This window comes from Corticimicrobacter sp. (assembly GCF_040137905.1).
Taxonomy (GTDB): Bacteria; Pseudomonadota; Gammaproteobacteria; order Burkholderiales; family Burkholderiaceae_B; genus Corticimicrobacter.
On record NZ_JBEFDG010000010.1, the window covers coordinates 38,792 to 62,554 of the forward strand.

25 protein-coding genes are annotated in these 23,763 nt (G+C 61.8%); 17 read left to right on the forward strand and 8 right to left on the reverse strand.

Annotated elements, in window-relative coordinates; genetic code table 11:
- The first annotated feature begins 77 nt into the window (after positions 1-77).
- Entirely contained in the window at positions 78-1,274 is a 1,197-nt protein-coding gene (locus ABN482_RS01025) for an acyl-CoA dehydrogenase (protein WP_349502244.1), read from the forward strand.
- A 32-nt stretch (positions 1,275-1,306) separates the two neighbouring features.
- Positions 1,307-2,593, forward strand: coding sequence for a CaiB/BaiF CoA transferase family protein (locus tag ABN482_RS01030; RefSeq protein ID WP_349502245.1), 1,287 nt, complete (start codon positions 1,307-1,309; stop codon positions 2,591-2,593).
- Here the strand turns inward: ABN482_RS01030 and ABN482_RS01035 are convergent.
- Both ABN482_RS01035 and ABN482_RS01040 read right to left on the reverse strand, forming a co-directional pair.
- Positions 2,583-3,083 (reverse strand): HugZ family pyridoxamine 5'-phosphate oxidase, encoded by a 501-nt coding sequence (locus tag ABN482_RS01035; RefSeq protein WP_349502246.1) that lies wholly within the window; start codon positions 3,081-3,083, stop codon positions 2,583-2,585. The two genes, ABN482_RS01030 and ABN482_RS01035, sit on opposite strands and share 11 nt — an antisense overlap.
- 1 nt (position 3,084) lies before the next feature.
- Positions 3,085-3,990, reverse strand: coding sequence for a PhzF family phenazine biosynthesis protein (locus tag ABN482_RS01040; RefSeq protein WP_349502247.1), 906 nt, complete (start codon positions 3,988-3,990; stop codon positions 3,085-3,087).
- A gap of 153 nt (positions 3,991-4,143) precedes the next feature.
- Here ABN482_RS01040 and ABN482_RS01045 point away from each other — a divergent pair, with 153 nt between their 5' ends.
- The 9 genes from ABN482_RS01045 to ABN482_RS01085 all read left to right on the forward strand — a co-directional run bounded on the left by ABN482_RS01045 (position 4,144) and on the right by ABN482_RS01085 (position 12,267).
- Complete coding sequence (locus ABN482_RS01045; RefSeq protein ID WP_143858272.1) at positions 4,144-5,307, forward strand: acyl-CoA dehydrogenase family protein; 1,164 nt, start codon at positions 4,144-4,146, stop codon at positions 5,305-5,307.
- Between the two features lie 12 nt (positions 5,308-5,319).
- Positions 5,320-6,696: an MmgE/PrpD family protein gene (locus ABN482_RS01050; RefSeq protein ID WP_349502248.1), complete on the forward strand. Its 1,377-nt coding sequence runs from the start codon at positions 5,320-5,322 to the stop codon at positions 6,694-6,696.
- Between the two features lie 59 nt (positions 6,697-6,755).
- Positions 6,756-7,601, forward strand: coding sequence for an HTD2 family dehydratase (locus ABN482_RS01055; protein ID WP_349502249.1), 846 nt, complete (start codon positions 6,756-6,758; stop codon positions 7,599-7,601).
- Between the two features lie 3 nt (positions 7,602-7,604).
- The gene (locus tag ABN482_RS01060) at positions 7,605-8,840 is read left to right on the forward strand and encodes a CaiB/BaiF CoA transferase family protein (RefSeq protein WP_143858275.1); all 1,236 of its coding nucleotides are present in this window, start codon (positions 7,605-7,607) and stop codon (positions 8,838-8,840) included.
- 111 nt (positions 8,841-8,951) lie between these two features.
- Complete coding sequence (locus tag ABN482_RS01065; protein ID WP_349502250.1) at positions 8,952-9,806, forward strand: HpcH/HpaI aldolase/citrate lyase family protein; 855 nt, start codon at positions 8,952-8,954, stop codon at positions 9,804-9,806.
- Between the two features lie 40 nt (positions 9,807-9,846).
- A complete protein-coding gene (locus ABN482_RS01070) occupies positions 9,847-10,689 on the forward strand; it encodes an alpha/beta fold hydrolase (protein WP_349502251.1) in 843 nt (280 codons plus the stop codon).
- 6 nt (positions 10,690-10,695) lie between these two features.
- Positions 10,696-11,082 carry a hypothetical protein gene (locus ABN482_RS01075; RefSeq protein ID WP_349502252.1) on the forward strand — a complete coding sequence of 129 codons (387 nt, stop codon included), beginning with the start codon at positions 10,696-10,698 and terminating at the stop codon, positions 11,080-11,082.
- The gene (locus tag ABN482_RS01080; protein WP_349502253.1) at positions 11,079-11,711 is read left to right on the forward strand and encodes a hypothetical protein; all 633 of its coding nucleotides are present in this window, start codon (positions 11,079-11,081) and stop codon (positions 11,709-11,711) included. The genes ABN482_RS01075 and ABN482_RS01080 overlap by 4 nt, the downstream gene beginning before the upstream one ends.
- 85 nt (positions 11,712-11,796) lie before the next feature.
- On the forward strand, positions 11,797-12,267 hold the full coding sequence (locus ABN482_RS01085; RefSeq protein ID WP_349502254.1) for an ankyrin repeat domain-containing protein: 471 nt from the start codon (positions 11,797-11,799) through the stop codon (positions 12,265-12,267).
- A 3-nt stretch (positions 12,268-12,270) separates the two neighbouring features.
- Here the strand turns inward: ABN482_RS01085 and ABN482_RS01090 are convergent, their stop codons facing one another.
- Together ABN482_RS01090 and ABN482_RS01095 are read right to left on the reverse strand one after the other, a co-directional pair.
- Positions 12,271-12,798 (reverse strand): hypothetical protein, encoded by a 528-nt coding sequence (locus ABN482_RS01090; protein WP_349502255.1) that lies wholly within the window; start codon positions 12,796-12,798, stop codon positions 12,271-12,273.
- Entirely contained in the window at positions 12,795-13,079 is a 285-nt protein-coding gene (locus tag ABN482_RS01095) for a hypothetical protein (protein WP_349502256.1), read from the reverse strand. Before ABN482_RS01095 ends, ABN482_RS01090 begins: the two co-directional genes overlap by 4 nt.
- A gap of 63 nt (positions 13,080-13,142) precedes the next feature.
- Here ABN482_RS01095 and ABN482_RS01100 point away from each other — a divergent pair, with 63 nt between their 5' ends.
- Entirely contained in the window at positions 13,143-13,442 is a 300-nt protein-coding gene (locus tag ABN482_RS01100; RefSeq protein ID WP_349502257.1) for a hypothetical protein, read from the forward strand.
- Here the strand turns inward: ABN482_RS01100 and ABN482_RS01105 are convergent.
- Positions 13,426-14,628 (reverse strand): amino acid aminotransferase, encoded by a 1,203-nt coding sequence (locus tag ABN482_RS01105; protein ID WP_349502258.1) that lies wholly within the window; start codon positions 14,626-14,628, stop codon positions 13,426-13,428. The genes ABN482_RS01100 and ABN482_RS01105 overlap by 17 nt on opposite strands.
- A gap of 246 nt (positions 14,629-14,874) precedes the next feature.
- Between ABN482_RS01105 and ABN482_RS01110 the strand changes: the two genes are divergently transcribed.
- Entirely contained in the window at positions 14,875-16,506 is a 1,632-nt protein-coding gene (locus ABN482_RS01110) for a methyl-accepting chemotaxis protein (RefSeq protein WP_349502259.1), read from the forward strand.
- A gap of 18 nt (positions 16,507-16,524) precedes the next feature.
- Here ABN482_RS01110 and ABN482_RS01115 read toward each other — a convergent pair whose 3' ends face one another.
- From ABN482_RS01115 to ABN482_RS01125, 3 genes are all read right to left on the reverse strand, one after another.
- Positions 16,525-17,028, reverse strand: coding sequence for a hypothetical protein (locus ABN482_RS01115; RefSeq protein ID WP_349502260.1), 504 nt, complete (start codon positions 17,026-17,028; stop codon positions 16,525-16,527).
- A gap of 165 nt (positions 17,029-17,193) precedes the next feature.
- Complete coding sequence (locus tag ABN482_RS01120) at positions 17,194-17,631, reverse strand: hypothetical protein (protein WP_349502261.1); 438 nt, start codon at positions 17,629-17,631, stop codon at positions 17,194-17,196.
- Complete coding sequence (locus ABN482_RS01125; RefSeq protein WP_349502262.1) at positions 17,628-18,794, reverse strand: nucleotide sugar dehydrogenase; 1,167 nt, start codon at positions 18,792-18,794, stop codon at positions 17,628-17,630. Before ABN482_RS01125 ends, ABN482_RS01120 begins: the two co-directional genes overlap by 4 nt.
- Positions 18,795-18,988: 194 nt before the next feature.
- Between ABN482_RS01125 and ABN482_RS01130 the strand changes: the two genes are divergently transcribed.
- From ABN482_RS01130 to ABN482_RS01145, 4 genes are all read left to right on the forward strand, one after another.
- Positions 18,989-19,804, forward strand: coding sequence for a UDP-2,3-diacylglucosamine diphosphatase (locus tag ABN482_RS01130; RefSeq protein WP_109060907.1), 816 nt, complete (start codon positions 18,989-18,991; stop codon positions 19,802-19,804).
- Entirely contained in the window at positions 19,801-20,826 is a 1,026-nt protein-coding gene (locus tag ABN482_RS01135) for a glycosyltransferase family 4 protein (protein ID WP_349502263.1), read from the forward strand. The genes ABN482_RS01130 and ABN482_RS01135 overlap by 4 nt, the downstream gene beginning before the upstream one ends.
- A 41-nt stretch (positions 20,827-20,867) precedes the next feature.
- The gene (locus ABN482_RS01140) at positions 20,868-22,028 is read left to right on the forward strand and encodes a methyltransferase (RefSeq protein WP_349502264.1); all 1,161 of its coding nucleotides are present in this window, start codon (positions 20,868-20,870) and stop codon (positions 22,026-22,028) included.
- Positions 22,029-22,172: 144 nt separating this feature from the next.
- Positions 22,173-23,738, forward strand: coding sequence for a methyl-accepting chemotaxis protein (locus tag ABN482_RS01145; RefSeq protein ID WP_349502265.1), 1,566 nt, complete (start codon positions 22,173-22,175; stop codon positions 23,736-23,738).
- The last annotated feature ends 25 nt before the right edge of the window (positions 23,739-23,763 follow it).

Genomic DNA, 23,763 nt, shown 5'->3' on the forward strand with positions numbered 1-23,763 from the left:
CAAATTTATCATTTGAATCCAGTCATGCGAATACCTAGAATGCGTTTTTCTCAATCCAAAACAGAGGGGAGATCGTCATGACGCATCCTGGGAATGGCCGTGCCAGATTCGACTGGTCCGATCCGCTGCTGCTCGACAGCCAGTTGATCGATGACGAACGCCAGGTCCGCGATGCGGCTCGCGACTATTGCCAGGGGGGGCTGGCACCGCGCGTGCAGGAGGCCTTCCGCCATGAACACACCGATCCGGCCATTTTCCGGGAAATGGGAGAGCTGGGCCTGTTGGGGGCGACCCTGCCCGAAGCCTACGGGGGGGCCGGCCTGAACTATGTCTGCTACGGTCTGGTGGCCCGGGAAGTCGAACGGGTCGATTCCGGCTACCGTTCGATGATGAGTGTGCAATCCTCACTGGTGATGCTGCCCATCTTCGAGTTCGGTACCGAGGCGCAACGGCAAAAATACCTGCCGAAGCTGGCGCGCGGCGAATGGATAGGCTGCTTCGGCCTGACCGAACCCGATCATGGTTCGGACCCTGGCAGCATGATCACGCGGGCCCGCAAGACCGAGGGTGGCTGGCGGCTGAGCGGTGCCAAAATGTGGATCACCAATGCCCCCATCGCCGACGTATTCGTGGTCTGGGCCAAGGACGAGGCCAATGAGATTCGTGGCTTCATCCTGGAAAAAGGCTGGCAGGGCCTGAGCGCACCCGCCATCCACGGCAAGGTCTCCCTGCGAGCCTCGATCACCGGCGAAATCGTCATGGACGATGTCTTTGTTCCCGAAGAAAATGCCTTTCCCGATATCCGGGGCCTGCGCGGCCCTTTCACCTGCCTGAACGCTGCCCGCTACGGCATCGCCTGGGGTGCGCTGGGAGCCGCCGAGGATTGCTGGCACACGTCGCGCCAGTATGTGCTGGATCGCAAACAGTTTGGCCGTCCACTCGCCGCCAATCAGTTGATCCAGAAAAAACTGGCCGACATGCAGACCGAGATCACGCTGGGCCTGCAGGGCTGCCTGCGGCTGGGACGCATGAAAGACGAAGGCACTGCCGCCGTGGAGATCACCTCCCTCATGAAGCGCAACAGTTGCGGCAAGGCCCTCGACATTGCCCGCACCGCCCGTGACATGCTGGGCGGCAACGGCATCAGCGACGAATTCCCGGTAGCCCGCCATCTGGTCAACCTGGAAGCCGTCAACACCTATGAGGGCACGCACGACATCCACGCGCTGATCCTGGGCCGGGCCATCACCGGCATCGCCGCTTTCGCCAACTGAAGCCACCAGCACGGTATGGCAAGGAGTCCGGCATGACATCACAGACAGACCAGTCGCAGCAGCAGCAGCAGCAGCAGGCACCGGCCCCCATACTGCCCGGCGCGCTCGGGTACCTGCGCGTGCTCGACCTGTCACGCATCCTGGCCGGCCCCTGGGCCAGCCAGTTGCTGGCGGACATGGGTGCCGACGTCATCAAGGTCGAGCGTCCCGAAGGCGGCGACGACACGCGCGGCTGGGGTCCCCCCTGGCTGCAGGATACCGAAGGCCGGGACACCGACATCTCGGCCTACTATCTCTGCGCCAACCGCAACAAGCGCTCGCTGGCCATCGACCTGGCCAGCCCTCAGGGACAGGCGCTGATACGTCGGCTGGCGGCAGAGTCCGACGTCCTGATCGAGAATTTCAAGGTGGGCGGCCTGGCCCGCTACGGTCTGGACTATGCAAGCCTGAAAGCGCTCAATCCGCGCCTGGTCTACTGCTCGATCACCGGCTTTGGCCAGGACGGCCCCTATGCCATGCGCGCAGGCTACGATTTCATGATCCAGGCCATGGGCGGTCTGATGAGCCTGACGGGGCGACCGGACGGCGAACCCGGCGGCGGCCCCATGAAAGCCGGTGTAGCCCTGACCGATATCCTGACCGGCCTGTATGCCTCCAACGCCATCCTGGCTGCGCTGGCCTGGCGCGAGCGCAGCGGCGAAGGCCAGCATATCGACATGGCACTGCTCGACGTGCAGGTCGCCAGCCTGGCCAATCAGGCCATGAACTATCTGACCACCGGCCACAATCCGCAACGGCTGGGCAACGCCCACCCGAACATCGTTCCCTACCAGGAGTTTCCGACCGCCGATGGCTACATGATCCTGGCCATCGGCAACGACGGGCAGTTCGCCCGCTTCTGCGCCGAAGCCGGCCAGCCCGCGCTGGCAGAAGATACGCGCTTTGCCACCAACCGGGCGCGTGTCAGCCACCGCACAGAACTGATCCCGCTGCTGCGTCGCCTGACAGTCGAGCGCAGTACGGCGGACTGGATCACCGCGCTCGAAGCTCGGGCCGTGCCCTGCGGGCCAATCAATACGCTGGCCGATGTCTTTGCCGACCCACAGGTACAGGCCCGCCAGTTGCACCAGACGCTGCCTCACCCCGTGGCCGGTGGCATCCCCACCATCGCCAGTCCGCTGCGCCTGTCGGCCACGCCCGCAGGCTACCGGCGCGCGCCGCCCCTGCTCGGCGAGCATACGGATGAAATCCTGGCGGAACGGCTCGGCCTGGATGAAGCGCAACGCCAAGCCCTGCGCCAGCAGCGCATCATTCGCTGAGCGGCGCGTTGCGACCCAGGCAGCGTGACAACTGTTCCGCATCCAGGCTGCGAGCAGCACCGAACCCGGCCACTTGCCTCGCCTCGCGCAGGCGCACTGCCACAAAGCAGAAATCCGCCAGTTGCGTCATCATTTCGGCCTCGGGAAAGCGGTTCAGGTAGGCCTCCCGGCATTCCTGGCAACCGAGCTCATCCGTCGCCAGGAAACGGGCCTTGCCCAGCAGAGTGACGCGTCCCAGATCATGTACACCCTGCCCATCTGCCTCAGGCTGCATCACCAGCAGCGACACGCGCGGATCGGTCTGCATATGACGGGCATGCGCAGCCAGCCCGCTGACATGCAGCACCATATCCGGTCCCTGCGACAGCAAGACATACGGCACCATCGAGACAAAAGGCGTTCCATCCGGTGCCAGCGTGCCCAGCGCCGCCACGCGCTGTTGCTGGACCAGGGTACGCAAGGCAAGATCAAGGCGAGATTCGTGGGACATATCAGGCATCCAGGGCTCGGACCGTGCCCGAGATGCGAATGCTGGCTCCGGCCTGCGGCGTGATTTCCGCACGCAAGCGGCTCGGCATGCCCATATCCTCTCCCTGCAGAATGTCGATGGCACCAGCGTGCGGCCAGCCGATATCCCTCAGGTAGCCGGCCAGTGCTGCCGCTGCCGCACCGGTTGCCGGATCTTCGTAGACGCCCCCCGCGGCGAAGGGATTGCGGGCATCGAAAAACGTGGGCGTCTGCGCATGGACCAGGGCCATCGTGGCAAAGCCATGCGCCTGCATCAGAATCCGCCCCTGCTCCTGATCGTAGCGCATGTCCGCCAGGCGGCGGCGGTCTGCCAGCGCCAGGATCAGGTGCCGTGCGCCGCCTTCGGCCACGGCCGGCGGCAGGCGCGGATCGAGGTCGGCTGCCTCATAGCCGAACAGGGCCAGTGCCGCCTGCAGCAGTTCAGCCGGAGCCGGTTCGCTGCGCGTCGGCGGAGACTGCAGCGCAATCACCAGATGTCCGTCTTCCTTGCTGGCCTCGACGCTGATGCGTGCCGCATTGATTTGCAGCGCATATACATTTTCGCCATATCGCGCGGCCAGGGCAGCCCCCAGTGCAATGGTGGCATGGCCGCAGAAGGGAATTTCGATTTCCGGCGCAAAATACCGCACCCGCCAGGCAGCATGGCCTGCCGCACCGCTTTCAGGTGCGGCGAAGACTGTTTCGGAATAGCCTACTTCGGCGGCAATGGCCTGCATGGTCGCCGCATCGGGCAGGCTGTCACAGAGCACGACACCGGCGGGATTGCCGCCGGTGTCGCCGCAGGCAAACGCCGCCAGTCGCTCGACGGCATGGCCCTGGATCAGGACAGATGAAGTGTGACTATGGGATAAAGAGGTCGGTGTGTGCATTCTGGATGCGCCAGTCAAGGGATCGGTAAGTGCAATCATAGCTTTGTCTTTCCCAAAGCCCTCCTTCATGAATCACCAATAGCCAAACAGCACCACTCTGGGGCAAAGTCGTGCCATCGACTGTTGACTCAATCTTGGAGCAGGAACCCCGCCATGTCCCATCACGCCACCGACCCCTACCAGGATATCCGCGACGCCATCCGCGACCTCTGTGCCTCGTTTCCCCCCGAGTATTTCCGCAAGATCGATGAAGAACGCGGCTACCCCGAAGCGTTCGTCAACGCCCTGACCGAGGCCGGCTGGCTCGCAGCCCTGATCCCTCAGGAATACGGCGGCTCCGGACTGGGCCTGACGGAAGCCTCGGTCATCATGGAAGAAATCAACCGCAATGGTGGCAACTCCGGTGCCTGCCACGGCCAGATGTACAACATGGGCACATTGCTGCGCCATGGTTCCGAAGCGCAAAAGCGCACCTACCTGCCGCGCATCGCCAGCGGCGAACTGCGTCTGCAGTCGATGGGCGTGACCGAGCCCACCACCGGCACGGATACCACCCGGATCAAGACCACGGCGGTACGCAAGGGCGACCGCTATGTCATCAATGGCCAGAAGGTGTGGATCTCGCGCATCCAGCATTCCGACCTGATGATCCTGCTGGCGCGCACCACACCGCTGGAAGAGGTCAAGAGCAAATCGCTGGGCATGTCCATTTTCCTGGTTGACCTGCATCAGGCCATCGGGCACGGCATGACCGTGCAGCCGATCCCCAACATGGTCAACCACGAGACCAACGAGCTGTTCTTCGACAATCTCGAGATTCCCGCCGAAAACCTGATCGGCGAGGAAGGCATGGGCTTTCGCTACATCCTGGACGGCCTCAATGCAGAGCGGGCGCTGATTGCCGCCGAATGCATCGGTGATGGCCGCTGGTTCATCGACAAGGTCACCGCCTATGCCAAGGAACGCGTGGTGTTCGGTCGCCCAATCGGACAGAACCAGGGTGTGCAGTTCCCGATTGCGCGCGCCCATATCAACCTCGAAGCCGCCAGCCTGATGCGCTATGAGGCCTGCCGCCTGTTCGACAGCCACCAGCCCTGCGGCTCACAGGCCAACATGGCCAAGCTGCTGGCGGCGGATGCGTCCTGGGAAGCCGCCAATGCCTGCCTGCAATTTCACGGCGGCTTCGGTTTTGCCACCGAATACGATGTCGAACGCAAATTCCGCGAAACGCGCCTCTACCAGGTCGCGCCAATCTCGACCAACCTCATCCTGTCGTACGTGGCTGAACACATCCTCGGCCTGCCGCGCTCGTTCTGAACGGATACGCCCATGACTGACGCTCCCCACTACTCTCGCCAGCTTGCCCGCTTTGCCGCCGGCCTGCGCTATGAAGACATTCCGCCCGAAGTGATCGAGCGCACCCAGGCGCTGTTTCTCGACACCCTGGCCTCGATCCTGGCTGGCGCACGCATGCGGCCCGTCCAGGCGATCCAGCGTGTCACCGACGTCATGGGGCCGGCCTACGGTCCGGCCGAGGTACTGGTCTCGCAAACCAACAGTTCGCCTTTTTTCGCAGCCCAGGTCAACGCGGCCGCCGCCCATGTGGTCGAACAGGATGACGTGCACAACGGCTCGGTGTTCCACCCTGCGGCCGTCGTCTTCCCGCCGGCGCTGGCAACCGCGCAGATGCTCGAGCGCCACGGACGTGACCTGCTGACAGCGGCGGTGGCCGGCTATGAGGTCGGTATCCGCATCGGCGAATTCCTGGGCCGCTCGCATTACCGGATCTTCCACACCACGGCGACCGCAGGCACCCTGGCAGCCGCAGCCACCACCGGGCGACTGCTCAAGCTCGACGCCGAGCAGATGCTGCACGCCTTCGGCTCGGCCGGCACGCAGGCTGCCGGCCTGTGGGAGTTCCTGCGCGATGCTGCCGACTCCAAGCAACTCCATACGGCACATGCCGCCAGTTGCGGGCTGCAATCGGCCTGGCTGGCCCAGGCCGGCCTGACCGGTGCCAGCCGCATCCTGGAAGGCAGCCAGGGCCTGGCTGCCGGCATGTCCAGCGACGCCGACCCGACGCGCCTGATCGACGGGCTAGGCAGCCGCTGGACCCTGCTGGAAACATCGTTCAAATACCATGCCTCCTGCCGCCATACGCATCCTGCGGCCGATGCGCTGCACACGCTGATGCGCGAGCATGGCCTGCAGGCTGCCGACATCGAACAGGTCACAGCGCATGTACATCAGGGTGCCATCGATGTGTTGGGCGCCGTGACAGCTCCCCAGACCGTGCACCAGTCCAAGTTCTCGATGGGCACGGTGCTGGCGCTGATCGCCCTGTTCGGCCAGGCCGACCTGCTGCGCTTTGACGGCGAGGCCCTGCGCAACCCCGACGTGGCAGCGTTTCGCGAGCGCGTCACGATGCAGTTCGATACTGAAGTCGATGAGGCCTACCCGCGCCGCTGGATCGGCAAGGTCACAGTGCGGACCACTGACGGCCGTACACTGCACGCCCGCATCGACGAGCCCAAGGGCGACCCCGGCAACACCCTCACGCGCGAGGAACTGGAAGACAAGACGCGACGCCTGGTGCAATACGGCAACCCTGCCGGCAGCACCGAGGCCAATGCAGCGCTTGCAGAGCGAATCATCGGTCTGGCCTGGAATCTGCCCACACTGGGTAATATCCGTATTTTTGCCTGACCCGTCTTCGCCCGAGCACCTGCCGCGCCTCCCGCAGACCCTATAAAAGGATGACACAGATGACCGATTCCCCCACGCTTCAGGACTGGCTGGGCCGCCAGCAGACCAGCCATGACAACCTCGACGAAGCCCTGGTGCGCCGTATAGCGGCCACGTTCGGCGTCGAGGCCCCCGCCGCAGGTCAAAGCCTGCCGCCGCTGTGGCAATGGGCTTTTTTCATCGACCCGGTGGAGCCGGCAGCGCTGGGCGAAGACGGCCACCCGGCACGCGGCGGTTTTTTGCCCCCTGCAGACAACCGCAACCGGATGTGGGCAGGCGGGCGCGTCAGCTTCATCAAGCCGCTGCGTGCCGGCGTGCCCGCCACGCGCACCACGACGATCCAGTCCATCGAGGAAAAGACCGGCCGTACCGGCCAGTTGCTGTTCGTCACGCTGCTGCACGAATACAGCCAGGGGGGCGAACTGGCAATCAGAGAGGAACAGGACATCGTCTATCGCAGCCCCGCACCGCCCAGGCTCGAAGGCAGCCTGCCGGCTCCTCAGGCCGAGTGGCAGCGCGAGATCCGGCCCGATTCGACCCTGCTGTTCCGCTATTCGGCCGTGACGTTCAACGGCCATCGCATCCATTACGATCACCCTTACTGCACCGACCGCGAGGGCTATCCGGGTCTGGTGGTGCATGGTCCGCTGATCGCCACGCTGATGCTCGACACCTGCCTGTGCCAGTTCCCCGGCAGCCGGCCCCGTTTTTTCTCCTATCGCGGCTTGCGTCCGCTGATTGCGCCCGCCCTGTTCAGGGCCGCAGGCCGGCTGACCCAGCCCGGTCATGCCGAGCTGTGGGCCGAGCAAGGCGGTACGCTGGCACACCAGGCCAGCCTCGAATTCGACCTGCAACCGGAGGCCTGAGCCATGACGGGCCACACTTCTGCCACACCTGCCGGGACAGACACCACTGCCGGTCAGTCGCCCCGACCGCTCGACGGCATCACCGTCATCAGCCTGGAACATGCCATTGCCGCCCCCTTCTGCACCCGCCAATTGGCGGACATGGGCGCGCGCGTGATCAAGGTGGAACGCCCCGGCAGCGGTGACTTCGCCCGCAATTACGACGAGCGCACACGCGGCCTGGCCTCGCATTTCGTCTGGACCAACCGCTCAAAGGAAAGTCTCACGCTGGATCTCAAGCAGCCACCTGCGCAAGACATCCTGCACAGCCTGCTGGAAGACGCCGATGTCCTCGTGCAGAACCTGGCACCCGGGGCCTCGGCACGCCTGGGGCTGTCATTCGAGCAACTGCACGAACGCTATCCCCGTCTGATCGTCTGCGATATTTCAGGCTATGGCGAAACCGGCCCCTACCAGGACAAGAAAGCCTATGACCTGCTGATCCAGAGCGAAAGCGGTTTCCTGTCGGTGACCGGCTCGCCCGAGCAACCCGCCAAGGCAGGCTGCTCGATTGCCGATATTGCTGCCGGCATGTACGCCTACACCGCGATCCTGAATGCCCTGCTGCTGCGCCAGCGCACCCGGAGCGGCAGCCGCGTCGAGGTGTCGATGCTGGAGAGCATGGTCGAATGGATGGGCTATCCGCTGTACTACGCATTCGACGGTGCGCCCCCGCCAATACGAGCCGGTGCCGCCCATGCCAGCATCTATCCCTACGGCCCCTTTCCGGTCGGCGATGGCAGCACCATCATGCTCGGCCTGCAAAACGAACGCGAATGGGCCTCTTTCTGCGCCCAGGTCCTGCAACAGCCGGCACTGGCCCAGGATCCACGCTTTGCCCGCAATGCCCTGCGCACCGAAAACCGCGACGCCCTGCGCACGCTGATCGTGGCCGTCTTTGCAGACATGGATATCGGCACGGTCGAAGACCGGCTGACCGCAGCCGGCATTGCCCATGCCCGCGTCAACGACATGCATGATGTCTGGGCCCATCCGCAGTTGCAGGCCCGTGACCGCTGGCGCGAGGTCGGCAGCCCGGCCGGCGCCCTGCCGGCATTGCTGCCACCAGGTGACAACTCTGCCTTTGCGCCACGCATGGACCCGATACCGGCCCTGGGCGAGCAGACCGGCGACATCCTGCGCGCCCTGGGCTACGATGATGCCGCCATCGAGGCACTGCGCCAGCAAGGAACGGTTTGAATGCCAGGCTCGATCACGACAGAATAACGGTCTAGCCCCCCTGTGGCACTGCCCGGACAGTGCCACCATCATGAACCGCCGATTATCACTACCGTAGCCATCCACGCCATCATGAGCCCTAGCGCGTCAGACACCATCCGCACAGCATTGCCCTCGCCACTGCGAACCGCCCTGTTCGTCCCGGCCAGCCGGATCGACCGCATTCCCAAGGCGCTGACCAGCGGGGCCGACGCCGTCATCGTCGATCTCGAAGATGCTGTCGTAGCCGACAGCAAGAACACCGCCCGGGCCGCCCTTGATGTGTTTCTCACAGATCATCCCGATGCCCGCGTGCTGATCCGCATCAACGATGCGACCACCCGCTGGCACGAACAGGATCTGGCATTGTGCCGCAAACATGACAATGTACTTGGTCTGCTGCTGCCCAAGACCGAATCTGCCGCCCAGGCGCAGCAGGCTGCCGCCACGGCCAGGGCCGTGATCCCGATCATCGAAAGTGCCGCCGGACTGCTGGATCTGGCAGCCATCGCTGCCGTGCCGGGTGTGGCCTGCCTGGCCTTCGGCAGCCTGGACCTGGCGCTGGATCTGAACCTGCACACGGGCACGCCCGGCACCCAGACCATTCTGGACCAGGCACGCTACCAGATCCTGCTGCACAGCCGCGCCGCACAACTGGCCGCACCCATCGACGGCGTTTTCCAGGATATCGGCAATCCCGATGCCCTGAAAAACGTGGCCGCCCGCAGCCGCGAAATGGGTTTCGGCGGCATGTTGCTGATCCATCCGGCACAGGTCGCACCTGTCCACGCTGCGTTTGCTCCCGGCGAGGCCGAACTGGCCTGGGCCAGGCGGGTCATCGAAGCCGCCGCGCAATCCCAGGCCGGTGCGTTCAGTCTGGACGGTAAAATGATCGACGCGCCGGTCATTCTCCGTGCCCGGCTGATGGTGAGTCAGGCGGAGAACTGAGCTTGCGGCCCTGACTCTCCTGCATTGCCTGGCTGTATCCATGTCCGACACCACCGAATTCGAAAACCTGTCCTTCTCCGCAGGCCCGCTCTGGGCCTGCCTGCGTGCCGGCACCGGCCGCCCGCTTCTCCTGATCCATGGCTCGCTGTGCGATGCCCGCTTCTGGCGCGGGCAGTTGCCGGCGCTCGCATCCGCCGGCTTTGCTGCGCTGGCCCCCAGCCTGCGGGCCTATCACCCGCTGCACCTGAGCCAACACATGAGCTGGCAGCAGGACCTCGACGATCTCGTGGTGCTGCTCGAGCAGGCCGGCGGCGGCGAACGCTTCGATGTCATCGGCCATTCGCGTGGCGGCTTCCTGGCCTTTCACCTGGCCCGCCGGGCCCCTCATCTGCTGCACCGCCTGGTGCTGGCAGAGCCTGGCGGCTACATGGCCAGTCATGACCTGCGCGATGTCAAGGGTGCCTTGCCGGACCAGGCCTGGCGCGAAGACGTCATTGCAATGGTGGAACGCGGCGACAGCGCGCAGGCCGTCGCTCTCTTTGTGGACAGTGTCAGCCGCCCCGGCAGTTGGCGCTTCAGCCCTGCCGACTTCCGGCAAATGGCACTCGACAACGCCAGCACGCTGATCAGTCAATTGCGCGACGATGCCTTGCCCCCCTACCAGCCATCTGAAATCGCCGAGCTGAACCTGCCCGTCCTGCTTCTCAAGGGCCAGCGCAGCCTGCCGCGTTTTCGCCAGACCGTAGACGCACTGGGCGAGCAACTGTCCCATGCCCAGGTTGCCGAAGTCGCGGGTGCCTCGCATGCCATGAATCTGGCCTACCCCGCGAAATTCAACCAGTTGGTGATCGACTTCCTGCAACAACCGGCATCACAAGGCTGACACCGCATGACGCAACGACTCGACATGCTCACGCAGCACGAATTGCAACGCCGGCTGCCTGAAGGCTGGGAGACACCAACCGAACGCAAGCAACAGGCCCTGCAGGCCGAATTCCTGCTGGAGCGTCCACAGGATCACCCGCTGCATGGCATGGAACTGCGCGTGATTGCTTACCGGGAAGGCAACGACGATATTCTGCTGCTCCATCTCGGCACTCCTGAGCGTGTGTCGGTCGTGCACCTGACGTGGTCCAGGCGGCAAGAGTTTCCGCGCTTTCCAAAGGTGGAATTCACGGGCACGTTCCAGGCATTTATCGAACGTGAATATAGCCTCTATGGCCTGACAACCGACGAAAATGCTGGTTATGCACCCAGCCCGGACAAGCAGACATGAGCAACACAGGCAATCACAACAGAATCATCAATGCAGCCGCCCGCATGGCCCTCAAGCCGGCCGGTGCCATCCGCAAGGGTCAGTCCCGGCTCTGGCTGGATGACAACGGCTGGTATATCACGCTGATCGAATTCCAGCCCTCCAGTTCTCCTGGCAGTTTGCTCAATATCGGCGTGCAATTCATGTGGTACCCAAAGGAAGTCTACGCCTTCGATGCAGGCTATCGCCAGCAGGATATAGGCAGCATCCGATACCGCAATGATGACCAATTCACCCCGCAGGCACAGGCTATGGCCGAAGCAGCCCGCGATCGGATGCTGGTCATCCGCCAACAGATGCAAGGCATCACCTCGGCCAGTACCTATATCCACGGCTTGCTGGCCGAAAATCCGGTCACTGTCTGGACCTATCTGCATCAGGGCATGCTGCATCTATTGCAAGGCCACACCGACGAAGCCCTGTCCCGATTCAGGCAACTACTGGCGGAGCCGGATAGCTGGGAATGGGCCCTGGAACTCATGGTGCATATCCAGCATCAGCGCCATCTTCCCTGGCTGACCGAGATTGTGCAGAAAAGCCGTGCGCTGAAAAAGCTGCCTGAGCGTGTCATTGACCTGAGTACCATCTAGCATGAAACATATCCTGGTCAACAGACTCATGGCGCAACGTCAAAGCGCAATCTCATAACCATCAACAAGAATGCGAGAAATACAATTGACCTCCAGCCTTTTCAATGCCGTGCGCAACGAATCCATCGACACGATCGACCTGCATGCAATCAAGGATAATCTCAACCTGATCAATGAGTTTGGGCAAAACCTGTTGCATGAAGCCATTGCCCACGGCAACGACGAAGTCGGTATCACGCTGATTGAACTGGATATCGATCTGAACCACCAGGACAGCAAGGGACAAGTACCGTTGCACTACGCTGCAGCACGCAATCAGGTACAGATCGTCGAAAAGATACTGTCCCAGGGTGGCGATGTGGCGGTCATCGACAGTTTTGGCAACCAGCCACTCTGGACTGCCGTGTTCAATGCCCGGGGTGACTACCGGACCGTATCCGCCCTGCTCATCTGCGGAGCCGAGCCAGCACACAGGAACAAGGCTGGCAGATCACCACGGGACTTTGCGCAACAGATCCAGGACCATGCGCTTGCGGATCTATTGAATGCTTATTGAAAATCAAAAATCAGCATTGACCCAGCCTGCATCACCCGTATGCCTTTGAAAAATCAAAAAATCAACATCCTTGAAGTGCAAGAAACGGCTTTTCAAAATCCGAATCACATCTGCCTTTTCACAGTCTTCATAAATGAAAATTTCATCTACGGAAAAGGCAAGCAGAACAGATTTAGAAAAATCTTCCGAAGCCAAAAAAATCGCTACCACTTCGTTATAGGCCGGATTAAACAACACCCCTGAAAACCCGACGGAAAATCCGGAAAACCCCAGCGATATTTTTTCAATCCTGGCGTACAAGGCGTACAAACTGAAATCATCAAAATCATCCACATGATTCCTGGAAATCAAAGGATTCATTCCATTCGCACGAAATCCTGCGACACGACCTGCACCAAGCGCCAAAAAGACCACATCATCAACCAGATGCCCATCTTCCTCACGGAGGCGAATGACATCCGAAATGACATCCCCCTCAAACAAGATCTTGATTTTTTTCAGGAAAGAGGTGTGATAAACGGAGGGAGTCATTTGCAAACCGACACATAATCCGGAGCCGTGTTGCTCATCTGAGCGTACAGATCCTTGTCATCCAGTCGCCACCAGTATGCCTCGAACGAGGACGGATTCTGGAACTCATGGATCGCCACCAGACCCAGCAGGCCACAGGGTGTTTCTGCCATGAAATCCCAGCCATTGCGTTCGGCACAGAACATTTCTGCCTCCTCGTCGTACCATACGGAAAAGCCTTTTCTGTCGAGCACATTCAGCGCCGTGTTGTAGACATTGCTGTATTCTGAAAGGGCCGGCATATGCCACACTCCACGATTGCATTGTTGATGTTGAACAGCTTGAAGGAAAAGATATCGCAGAACATGTTCACCCTTGAAGCAAGGGTGAACATGCGATTTGACGAGGCGGCCTACGAGGATCTCGTGGCCTGCCTGCAGGCCCTCGCCACCGAACTGGCCAGCGCCCGGCAGATCGACAAGGAGCTGGCGCTGTGCCTCTACACCATTCCGCAGGCCATACAGAATCTGTACCTGAGTTTAGCGCGATGCGAAATCAGGCCCCCCATCACAGACAGGCTCGAAGAAGCCTGTATTGAGCTGGATGCCCTGGTCATCGAGTGCCTGAGCGGAAATCCAGCCTGCCATCTCAGCGGCCAGCCATGACCGTGGCAAACGCCCTGGCGATCGTTTCGGTATTGTCCGGCGTCACGCCTGCAACACAGATACGGCCGGTCGGCAGGATATAGACGCCGAATTCGTCGCGCAGGCGATCCGCTGCCTGCCCCAGACCGGGATCGTAGCTGAACAGGCCATTCTGACGCTGAATGAATCCCCAGTCGTAGCCATCCGCGTCATGCTGTGCCAGTGCATCACCCAGCGCAATCCGCGCCTGACGGATACGCTCACGCATGCCATTCAACTCATCCTGCCATTGCAACAGCAGTTCGGGCGTGCGCAGAACCGTATCGACAATGCGCGCGCCATAGGCCGGCGGACTGGAATAGTTGCGCCGTACGGCCGCCTCAAGCTGTCCGTGCAAACGACGCGCCAGTTCGGCATCGGCGCAGAACACACTCAGGCTGCCGATCCGCTCGGCATAGAGCGAGAAAATCTTGGAGCATGACTGCGCCAGCAGGAACGGCTGCTCGGCCTGCACCAGGGCACGCAACAGATAACGATCTTCGTCCACGCCATGGGCGAATCCCAGGTAGGCCAGATCCAGGAACGGCAACAGGTGGCGGCGCTGCAATACGCGTATGACCTCATCCCACTGTTCCGGTGCCAGGTCGGTCCCGGTCGGATTGTGGCAACAAGCATGCAGCAGCACGACACTGTATTCCGGCAGTGACTCCAGATGAGACAGCAAGGCATCGTAAGCCACTGTGCCCGTTTCGGCATCAAAATAGGGATACGTGCCCACCTCGAACCCCGCCCCCTGGAAAATGGAGCGATGATTGTCCCAGGTCGGGCCGGGCACATGCACACTGGCTTGCGGATACAGTCCCTTGAGCAGGTCGGCACCGACCTTGAGTGCGCCGGAGCCACCGAGTGTCTGGACCGTCGCGATCCGTTCGAACAACGGCGAGCCCGGCTCGGCATCGAACAGCATCGTCTTCATCGCGGCACAATAGGACGGATCTCCACCCATCGGCAGATAGCCCGGCGTGCGGGGATGCGCCGCCACCGTATCGCGTGCTGTCACCACCGAGGCCAGATCCGGCACCCGCCCCTGCTCATCGTAATAAAAGCCGATGGTCAGGTTGGCCTTGGCCGGACGCGTATCGTCACGATAGTGGCCCTGGATCGACAGGATGGGATCGCCAGGGTGATGCGGAGTATGAGCAAACATGGATGGGCTGCCTGATAAAGATCAAAGATACCTAAACGAACAGGATAGCCGATTCCGGCCGCGCAGGGCGGCCCTTCGCCCGCCTCGCGCCGCATCTGCGCCACTTGCGCGATATCGTCGCACCGCATCCTGCCCCCTGCGCCCCTGGTGGCGTAACAATCCTGCAACCTTGTTTGCGCACAATGGCCCGCGTCGGACAGTCCTGTCCGCGCTTATCTGCTCCATGAACGAGGCATGACGGTCACCATGTTCAAAAATCTGCGTATCAATGCTGCACTCCTGCTGGTACTGCTGGGCTTTGTCGGCCTGTTCGGGCTGTCCGGCGGGGCCGGTCTGCTGATGCTCAAGGAAAACCGGCAGTTGATTGCCAACCTCAGCCGCTATGGCATCGAACAGGCCAATGACCTCAGCGATGCCTCCCTGCAACTTTTCCGCAGCCGTGTCGCACTGATCAATGCCAAGACAGATATGGAAGGCGGATTGATCGAGCAACGGGATGCCGCCATTCAACAGGCGGAAACCTTGTTGCTGGGCAGCCAGGCACGCTTCGATCACTTCCGCCAGAATATCGACAACCCGCAGGACCCTGCCTATGAGAATATCCAGACCCGTTACCAGGCATTGGCCGAGTCTGGACTCAAGCCCCTGGCCGAAGCGCTGAAAACCTGGAACGGCATCGAGGCGAACCGGATCGTGGATCAGGTTCTGGAACCGGCCACTGCCGATTTCATGGCCGCCCTGGAAGCCTTCCAACAAACCAATCGCACCATGGCGCAACGCAGTGTCGAACAGGCGGCCTGGATATCCGATACGGCGCGCTACGCACTGTTTGCCAGCCTGGTCCTGGCATTGCTGATGGCACTGGGAGCCCATCGACTGTTCCGCCATGCCATGCTCCGCCCTCTTTCCAGCATGCAACGCCACGTATCCCACATGGCCGACGGCGACCTGCGGGCCCGCCTGCCTCGTGGCGGACGCAACGAAATCGGCACCCTCCTCGATGGCTTCAACCACATGCAAGACAATCTGGTGCATACCGTTACGGCGGTACGCGCTGAGGCCGATGCCATGCATGCCGACACGGAACACATCGCCCAGCGCAGTCACATGATTTCCGAGCAAATCGGTCGTCAAGCCAACGCACTGGCTCAGGCAGACGATGCCATCGAGCATCTCAACAGCGTCGTCGAGCAAAGCAGCCAGCATGCGCAGGAAGCCACTGCCCTGGCACACAACGCCCAGACAACCGCCGCAACCGGCCATGAGGCCGTGGCGCAGGTCGTCAGCACCATGGACGAAATTGCCTCCAGTGCCAAGCGCATCAATGCAATCGTCCAGCTCATCAACGGCATCGCCACCCAGACCAATCTGCTGGCCCTCAATGCGGCTGTCGAAGCCGCCCGCGCCGGCCAGAACGGCAAAGGCTTTGCCGTGGTCGCTGCCGAGGTGCGCGAACTGGCCCAGCGCAGCAGCCAGGCCGCCAACGAGATCAAGGCCCTGATCGATGCATCCGATCGCAGCGTAACCGCCGGTGCCGGCCAGGTGCATCAGGCCGGCGTGGCCATGGATGCCATCCTGAAGGCCGTACATGCCGTCAATGACCGCATTGGCTGGATCTCCGACGCTGCACAGCGCCAGACCCAGGACATCGCAGCCGTCAAGGAAATCGTCGGCACCGTCAAGGCCGACACCGGGCAGAATATGAAACTGGTACAGCAGACAGCGGGCGCTGCCGGCAAGCTGACCGAGCAGGCCCAGCGCCTGCATGAAATGACGGCCGCCTTCCGTACCGAGGCCAGCATTGAGCCCGATTCCAACATCAGGGTCGAACCCTCACATCTGGCACGCATACCTGTGGCACTATTGCAGGCAGCCTGATGACGGCATCAATCGTGCTCAACTCATGACGCGCTTCAACTGCTGTTCTGCATTCGATCGGATGACACTAATCTCTGACCGGCACAGCGCAGCCAGCCTAAGCCTGGCATCCTCATTGTTGATGTCGCCCAGCGCCCATATGCACTTTACCGCCAGGGCATGGCTATCATCAAACTCCAGATACGCGTAGCGCGTCTGGCAGGCCTTGAACAGAGACGCCACACTGCTTTCGGACTTGATATCCTGGAGCAGGCTGGCAATATCCTCATGCTTGAAATGCCAATCCTCAAGCAACAAGGCATTCAATTTTTCGGCAGGGATGGATGCTGCACCAAAAGCAAAGGCAAGCGTGATCGCATCCTCCAGATCGTCGGCGCTTTCCTTTTCTGACGCCGCCGCTACTTCTCTTGAAATAAACGCTGCAGGCGTGTGGCCTTCCAGATCAAACCTATCGACAAGCTCTGCCTTGGAAAGGCCTTGAGCATAAAAGCGATTGAGCAATTCCTGGTTGTACGGACTCATTTAAAAAACCCAAGACTCACATGAATACAGGCATCAACAAAGTTTCGTCCGGCGCAGCACAAAATCATAAGACCCTGGCACCTGCAGTCCATCTGACAAAGAACTGACGATACCCCTGCCGATCAAAGACGAAAACACCACCCAGCTGCATCGGATTCCATCAACTCAATTTTCATATCCCTCCCACGACCAAAAAATACGCTGGTATTGCTCGTGATCGGGCATTGCAAACGGTACTTTTTCACATACCTGCTTCAAAATCAGAACCAGATCCTGCCTCAAGGTCGCATCGTCCACATAAGCCTGGATACCCACCGCATACTGAAAAACTGCGTCTTTGCCAGGCATTTCACGCAGTTCTCCAGGCGCAATATCTTCCTCGTCGCAAGCCATGATCAGTACCGTATCACCAATGGGGCACTGCAGTTCGACACTTTCCAGTTGATTGATCCGCACCTGTATGTCAAGCATGACGCGCCGGTATGCCTTCGTATAAAGCCGGTTCCTTGACACGAGCGCAATAGAAAAATCCATACTGTGATACCCATTCCCGCCTTTTCCAATCCGCCATTCTGCCACGACAGCGCCCGGCAACAGGCTCAATCCTGTCCGAACAGATCCCTCGTATAGATTCTGTCGGCCACGTCATCGAGTTCGGCGCTGCGCCGGTTGGCGACGATCACATCGCTGATGCGCTTGAACTCATCGAGATCGCGTACCACACGAGAATGGAAAAACGTCTCCTGGCGCAAAACCGGCTCATAGACCACCACCTCGACACCGCGTGCCTTGATACGCTTCATCACCCCTTGCACGGCTGACGCACGGAGGTTATCCGAGCCCTCTTTCATCACCAGCCGGTAGATGCCCACGACCCGGGGCTGACGCCTCAGGATCGAGGCGGCCACGAAATCCTTGCGCGTGCCATTGGCCTCGACGATGGCGCGGATCAGGTTGCTCGGCACCCTGTCGTAATTGGCCAGCAACTGGCGCGTGTCCTTGGGCAGGCAATAGCCGCCATAGCCAAAGGAAGGATTGTTGTAATGCTCGCCGATACGCGGGTCCAGCCCCACGCCCCGGATGATCTGCCGTGTATCCAGGCCATGCGTTTCGGCAAAGGTATCGAGTTCGTTGAAATACGCCACGCGCATGGCCAGATAGGTATTGGCAAACAGCTTGATGGCCTCGGCCTCTGTTGAGCCTGTCAGCAGCACCGGCACGTCGGTCTGGCGGGCACCTTCCTGCATGAGACGGGCAAAGGCCTCGCCGCGTGCCGACCGTTCACCGACGATGATGCGGGAAGGATAGAGATTGTCGTGCAGTGCGCGGCCCTCGCGCAGGAATTCCGGCGCGAAGAACAGTCGGTCCGATCCCACGGTCTGTCGCAAACTGCGCGTATAGCCTACCGGCACAGTCGATTTGATGACCATGGTGGCCTGCGGGTTGATGCGCTGGATATCCTGCACGACAGCCTCGATGCTGCGGGTGTCGAAGCGATTGGTTTCCGGATCATAGTCAGTCGGCGTGGCGATGATCACGAATGCCGCCTGCCGATAGGCCTCGTGCGGATCCAGCGTCGCCTTGAAATCCAGTTCCGCATTCTGCAACTGGTGACTGATGTCGGGATCCTCGATGGGTGACTGGCCCGCATTGAGCGCCCTGACCCGCTCCGGCACGATATCGAGTGCCACCACCTGGTGGCGTCGTGCCAGAAGAATGGCGTTGGACAGGCCGACATAGCCTGTGCCCACGACTGCGATTTTCATGATCGACCTCTTTGTCTGTATGGACGGCATGCAGCCAGTCCTCGCGTGTCTCCATCCTTCAGGTTAGGCATGTGGCATGACCGCTTCATGGCAAATTGAAGACAGGTTCGTGACAGCCGACAGCACTGTTGTTGAAATCTGACCGCCATCGAAATGACATGCAGCCGTCATGCAGGACTGGCGTAATACACGTCATGGATACGTCACACGCCCCGCTGCGCTATCGCGCGATCTGGATCTCGGATCTGCACCTGGGTACGTCAGGATGCAAGGCCGAGCCACTGCTGGAATTCCTGCGCCTGCATGATGCAGACACGCTCTATCTGGTCGGCGATATCGTCGATGGCTGGCGGCTTAAAAAGCGCTGGAACTGGCCCCAGGCCCACAACGATGTGGTGCAGAAACTGCTGCGCAAGGTTCGCAAAGGCACCCGGGTAGTCTATATCCCGGGCAATCACGACGAGTTCGCCCGGCAATACGACCGGCAACTGTTCGGCGGCATCGAAGTGCTGCTCGAAACAGAACACATGACGGCAGATGGCAAGCGACTCTGGATCACCCACGGCGACCAGTTCGATGGCGTGATCCAGTATGCAAAATGGCTGGCCTACCTGGGCGACCAGCTCTACACCCTGATCCTGATGCTGAACCACTGGTTCAACCGCGTGCGCAACCGCATGGGACTGGGCTACTGGTCGCTTTCCCAATACCTCAAGCACAAGGTCAAGGATGCCGTCTCCTTCATCTCGGCCTACGAGCAGGTGCTGGTCAACGAAACACGGCGACGCCAGTATGACGGCGTGGTCTGTGGCCACATCCACAAGGCCGAGCTGCGGGAAATAGACGGCATCCTGTACTGCAACGACGGCGATTGGGTCGAAAGCCTGACCGCACTGGTCGAGCACTACGATGGCCGCCTGGAACTGCTTGACTGCAGCCGTTACAGCCATGGCACGCACACCGAAGAAGCGACTGCCCACACCACGCAACACATCAGGGGGCAATCGTGAAAATCCTCCTGGTCACCGATGCCTGGACACCGCAGATCAACGGGGTGGTGTTCACGCTGCAACAGACCCGCCGCATCCTGACGGACATGGGCCATACCGTGGCCGTCATCCATCCCGGCCTGTTCCGCTCCATCCCCTGCCCGACCTATCCCGAGATCCGCCTGTCGCTGGGTGCCGGACGACGGGTGGCCGAACTGATCCGCAACTTTGCGCCGGATGCCCTGCATATCGCCACCGAGGGGCCACTGGGCATGGCTGCGCGCCGCCATGCACTGCGTACCGGCATGCCATTCACCACGGCCTATCACACCCGCTTTCCGGAATATATCCAGGCGCGCATCCGCCTGCCACTGGCGCTGACCTATCGCTGGCTACGCTGGTTCCACGGCCCGGCTGCGCGCACCATGGTGCCCACCCGCAGCGTACGGGCCGACCTGTTGGCCTACGGTTTCGACCCGGCACGCGTCATCGTCTGGTCACGCGGTGTCGATCTGGATACGTTCAGGCCAGGTCCTGCCGATCCTGAGGCCAGCCCTGCCCAACCCCCCACGCGGCCGGTATTCCTGTATGCAGGACGCACCGCCGTGGAAAAAAACCTGGATGCCTTTCTGAGCCTCTCCCTGCCGGGTGAAAAATGGGTCGTCGGCGATGGCCCCGTCCTGGTCTCGCTCAAGGCCCGTTATCCGGACGTACGTTTCCTGGGGGCATTGCCACATACCGAGCTGGCACACTGCTACCGGATGGCCGATGTCTTCGTGTTTCCCAGCCTGACCGACACCTTCGGGCTGGTCCTGCTGGAGGCCATGGCCTGCGGCTGTCCGGTTGCGGCACTGCCGGCCTCGGCGACACTCGATGTGCTGGGTGACTCGGGTGCGGGGATCATCGATGCCGATCTGCAAGCTGCCTGTCTGCAGGCCCTGGAGATCGATCGCAGCATCCCGACAGCCTACGCACGTGGTTTTTCCTGGGAACAGACCACGTGCGTCTTCTTCGAAGCACTGCAGCCCATCGAGGCGCAATGACACTGCTATGATTCCGGTTTGCCTTTTTGCGACCGTCCGCCATGCCGTCCGTCCAGCCCACTGCCGTTTCCCCGCTCATTCTGGAATGGCAGGAGCACGATCAACCCTGTCGCGCCCTGTGGCGCGACCAGCACGGTACGCCCCCGCTACGCCTGCAGGCAGCCGACGATACGCTGAGCGCCGATGCCGCCTACCGGCTGATCAGCCAGGGTACCGCACTGGTCTGGCGCGGCGATTATCACAATGCCCGCCAGTTGCTCAAGGCACTGGCCAGCCGTGTGGACCGACGCCAGCAGCAGCCACACCGCAATGACGCCGCCCCCCAGACACCCCAGTCTCAGTTTCACCAGCACCGTCTGCGCCAGTCCCAGCGCGCCCAGATACTGAATCGGCTGCTGATTCCGGTCGAAGCCGATGGCACGATTGCGCTGCGCCGTGCCCCCGATCTTGGCGAGGCCTGCCGGGCGGCGCTGGAGCCTGCCGGCCAGCCCGAGCTGATCCCGCTGCGAACGCTGCAAGGTTATGTCGGCGCATGGGAGTGGCAAAAGAAAGGCATCGAGATTGCCGGCCTGCCTGCACGCATCCACGTGCCGCATGGTGTCTATTCACCGATCCGGGGCGAATACCTGCCGTTGCTGGCCAACGCCCCCCTGCCACCGGGTGCCCGCAGCGCCTTCGATATCGGCACAGGCAGCGGCGTGCTGTCGGCATTGCTGCTGCAGCGTGGCCTCGAGCGCGTCATCGGCACCGACCTTAACCCCCGTGCGCTGGCCTGCGCACGCGACAACCTGGCCCGCATGGGCCATGCCGACACATTCCAGGCCGTAGCCTGCGACCTGTTTCCACCGGGTCGGGCCGACCTGATTGTCTGCAACCCGCCGTGGCTGCCGGCCAAGCCGACCAGCCAGATCGAACAGGCCGTCTACGATCCCGGCCACCGCATGTTGCTGGGCTTTCTGCAGGGCGTACCGCACCATCTCGAAGACGGCGGGCAGGCCTGGCTGATCCTGTCCGACCTGGCCGAACACCTCGGCCTGCGCACCCCCCAGATGCTGCCGGAAGCCTTCGCCCAGGCGGGCCTGCGGGTCATAGGCCGCAGCGACACCCGGCCCGCCCACCCCAAGGCCCTGGATCGCAACGATCCGCTCTACGAGGCGCGCAGCCAGGAAACCACCACACTCTGGCGACTGGCGATCGCCTGAAGCCTGTAATCTGCCCTCGGGAATACCCGCGGACAAGGCCTTCAACGGCCTTTTGTCCCTAAATTCTGCAGTGCAACGCACGTTAACCTGATCTGGAGACATTGCAGTCTGATTACATAACATAACGCATCAGAAGGAAGCATCATGGCCTTGCGCTCGATCCACTCCCTGAGCCTGGGCAAACGCCTGGGCCTGCTCGTGACATTGACAGTGGCCGGCGTCCTGGCCATCACTGCCGCCTTCCTGTTTTCCGAGCGAACGCTGCTGATGCAGGAACGCGCCCAGGGCGTACGCCAGACCGTGGAAACCGCATACAGCCTGGTGGCCAGCTTCCACGCCCGCGCCCAGGCCGGTGAAATGAGCGAGGAAGCCGCGCGCCAGGCCAGCATCGACGCATTGCGGGCCATGCGCTACAGCGGCAACGAGTACTTCTGGATCAACGACATGGACGCGCGCATCGTACTCCATCCGATCCGCCCAGAACTCGAGGGCAAGGATATGAGCGACAGCCGTGACCCGACCGGCCTGCGCCTGTTCGTGGCCTTCGTCGACAAGGTCAAGGCCAGCGGAGCCGGTTTCGTGCACTACATGTGGCCCAAGCCTGGCAGCGAAGCACCTGTCCCAAAGGCCTCCTATGTGCAGGGCTTCGCACCGTGGGGCTGGGTATTGGGTTCCGGTGTCTACGTCGATACCGTACAGGCCACCTTCCTGCAGCGTGTCACCTGGTTCGGTGGCGGCGCACTCCTGCTGGCGCTGGTCCTGCTGGCTACCGGCATCGTCATTACCCGCGGCCTGCTGCGCCAGATCGGCGGCGAGCCAGGCCCTGCTGCAGTTGCCACCCAGCGCATGGCCCAGGGGGACCTGACCAGCGATATCGCAGTCCTGCCAGGTGCCGAGGACAGCCTGCTGCATGCTATCCGCACCATGCGCGACAACCTCGCGCAGATCGTGCGCGGCGTCCATGCGGGCACGGAATCGATTGCCACGGCCGCACACCAGATCGCATCGGGCAACAACGACCTGGCCAGCCGTACCGAGCATCAGGCCAGTTCACTCGAACAGACGGCCGCTTCAATGGAAGAATTCACTGCCACAGTCCGTCTCAATGCCGACAATGCCGGCGAAGCGGCAGCCCTGGCCGCCTCGGCAGCCGAAGTCGCGACACAGGGGGGCGTCGTGGTCGAACAGGTCGTCAGCACCATGGGTGAAGTCGATGCCGCCTCGCGCAAGATCGTCGATATCATCGCAGTCATCGACGGCATCGCCTTCCAGACCAACATCCTGGCGCTCAATGCCGCCGTCGAAGCGGCACGGGCCGGTGAACAAGGCAAGGGTTTTGCCGTGGTGGCCTCGGAGGTACGCGCACTGGCCCAGCGTTCCGCATCGGCAGCACGCGAGGTCAAGCAGTTGATCGATGCCTCGGTCGCCAGCGTCGGACGCGGCAATGCGCTGGCAGAGGATGCCGGCAAAACCATTCGCGAGGTGGTTCGCAGCGTGCAGGGCGTGACCCGCATCATGGACGAAATCGCCACTGCCAGTCGCGAACAGTCCGACGGCATCACGCAGATCAACCAGGCCGTCAACAGCATGGACCAGGCGACCCAGCAGAATGCGGCGCTGGTCAGCGAGGCGGCTTCCGCCGCCGAATCGCTCAACGATCAGGCCGGACAGCTCAAGTCCATGGTGGAGATTTTCAGGACGCGGGACTGACTGTGTCCTGGGCACTGGCCAGTAA

What these genes read in the sequence shown, in the direction of transcription:
- ABN482_RS01025 (WP_349502244.1), top strand. Translation starts at nt 78, where the DNA reads ATGACGCATCCTGGGAATGGCCGTGCCAGATTCGACTGGTCCGATCCG.
- ABN482_RS01030 (WP_349502245.1), top strand. Translation starts at nt 1,307, where the DNA reads ATGACATCACAGACAGACCAGTCGCAGCAGCAGCAGCAGCAGCAGGCA.
- ABN482_RS01035 (WP_349502246.1), bottom strand. Translation starts at nt 3,083, where the DNA reads ATGTCCCACGAATCTCGCCTTGATCTTGCCTTGCGTACCCTGGTCCAG.
- ABN482_RS01040 (WP_349502247.1), bottom strand. Translation starts at nt 3,990, where the DNA reads ATGCACACACCGACCTCTTTATCCCATAGTCACACTTCATCTGTCCTG.
- ABN482_RS01045 (WP_143858272.1), top strand. Translation starts at nt 4,144, where the DNA reads ATGTCCCATCACGCCACCGACCCCTACCAGGATATCCGCGACGCCATC.
- ABN482_RS01050 (WP_349502248.1), top strand. Translation starts at nt 5,320, where the DNA reads ATGACTGACGCTCCCCACTACTCTCGCCAGCTTGCCCGCTTTGCCGCC.
- ABN482_RS01055 (WP_349502249.1), top strand. Translation starts at nt 6,756, where the DNA reads ATGACCGATTCCCCCACGCTTCAGGACTGGCTGGGCCGCCAGCAGACC.
- ABN482_RS01060 (WP_143858275.1), top strand. Translation starts at nt 7,605, where the DNA reads ATGACGGGCCACACTTCTGCCACACCTGCCGGGACAGACACCACTGCC.
- ABN482_RS01065 (WP_349502250.1), top strand. Translation starts at nt 8,952, where the DNA reads ATGAGCCCTAGCGCGTCAGACACCATCCGCACAGCATTGCCCTCGCCA.
- ABN482_RS01070 (WP_349502251.1), top strand. Translation starts at nt 9,847, where the DNA reads ATGTCCGACACCACCGAATTCGAAAACCTGTCCTTCTCCGCAGGCCCG.
- ABN482_RS01075 (WP_349502252.1), top strand. Translation starts at nt 10,696, where the DNA reads ATGACGCAACGACTCGACATGCTCACGCAGCACGAATTGCAACGCCGG.
- ABN482_RS01080 (WP_349502253.1), top strand. Translation starts at nt 11,079, where the DNA reads ATGAGCAACACAGGCAATCACAACAGAATCATCAATGCAGCCGCCCGC.
- ABN482_RS01090 (WP_349502255.1), bottom strand. Translation starts at nt 12,798, where the DNA reads ATGACTCCCTCCGTTTATCACACCTCTTTCCTGAAAAAAATCAAGATC.
- ABN482_RS01095 (WP_349502256.1), bottom strand. Translation starts at nt 13,079, where the DNA reads ATGCCGGCCCTTTCAGAATACAGCAATGTCTACAACACGGCGCTGAAT.
- ABN482_RS01100 (WP_349502257.1), top strand. Translation starts at nt 13,143, where the DNA reads ATGTTCACCCTTGAAGCAAGGGTGAACATGCGATTTGACGAGGCGGCC.
- ABN482_RS01105 (WP_349502258.1), bottom strand. Translation starts at nt 14,628, where the DNA reads ATGTTTGCTCATACTCCGCATCACCCTGGCGATCCCATCCTGTCGATC.
- ABN482_RS01110 (WP_349502259.1), top strand. Translation starts at nt 14,875, where the DNA reads ATGTTCAAAAATCTGCGTATCAATGCTGCACTCCTGCTGGTACTGCTG.
- ABN482_RS01115 (WP_349502260.1), bottom strand. Translation starts at nt 17,028, where the DNA reads ATGAGTCCGTACAACCAGGAATTGCTCAATCGCTTTTATGCTCAAGGC.
- ABN482_RS01125 (WP_349502262.1), bottom strand. Translation starts at nt 18,794, where the DNA reads ATGAAAATCGCAGTCGTGGGCACAGGCTATGTCGGCCTGTCCAACGCC.
- ABN482_RS01130 (WP_109060907.1), top strand. Translation starts at nt 18,989, where the DNA reads ATGGATACGTCACACGCCCCGCTGCGCTATCGCGCGATCTGGATCTCG.
- ABN482_RS01140 (WP_349502264.1), top strand. Translation starts at nt 20,868, where the DNA reads ATGCCGTCCGTCCAGCCCACTGCCGTTTCCCCGCTCATTCTGGAATGG.
- ABN482_RS01145 (WP_349502265.1), top strand. Translation starts at nt 22,173, where the DNA reads ATGGCCTTGCGCTCGATCCACTCCCTGAGCCTGGGCAAACGCCTGGGC.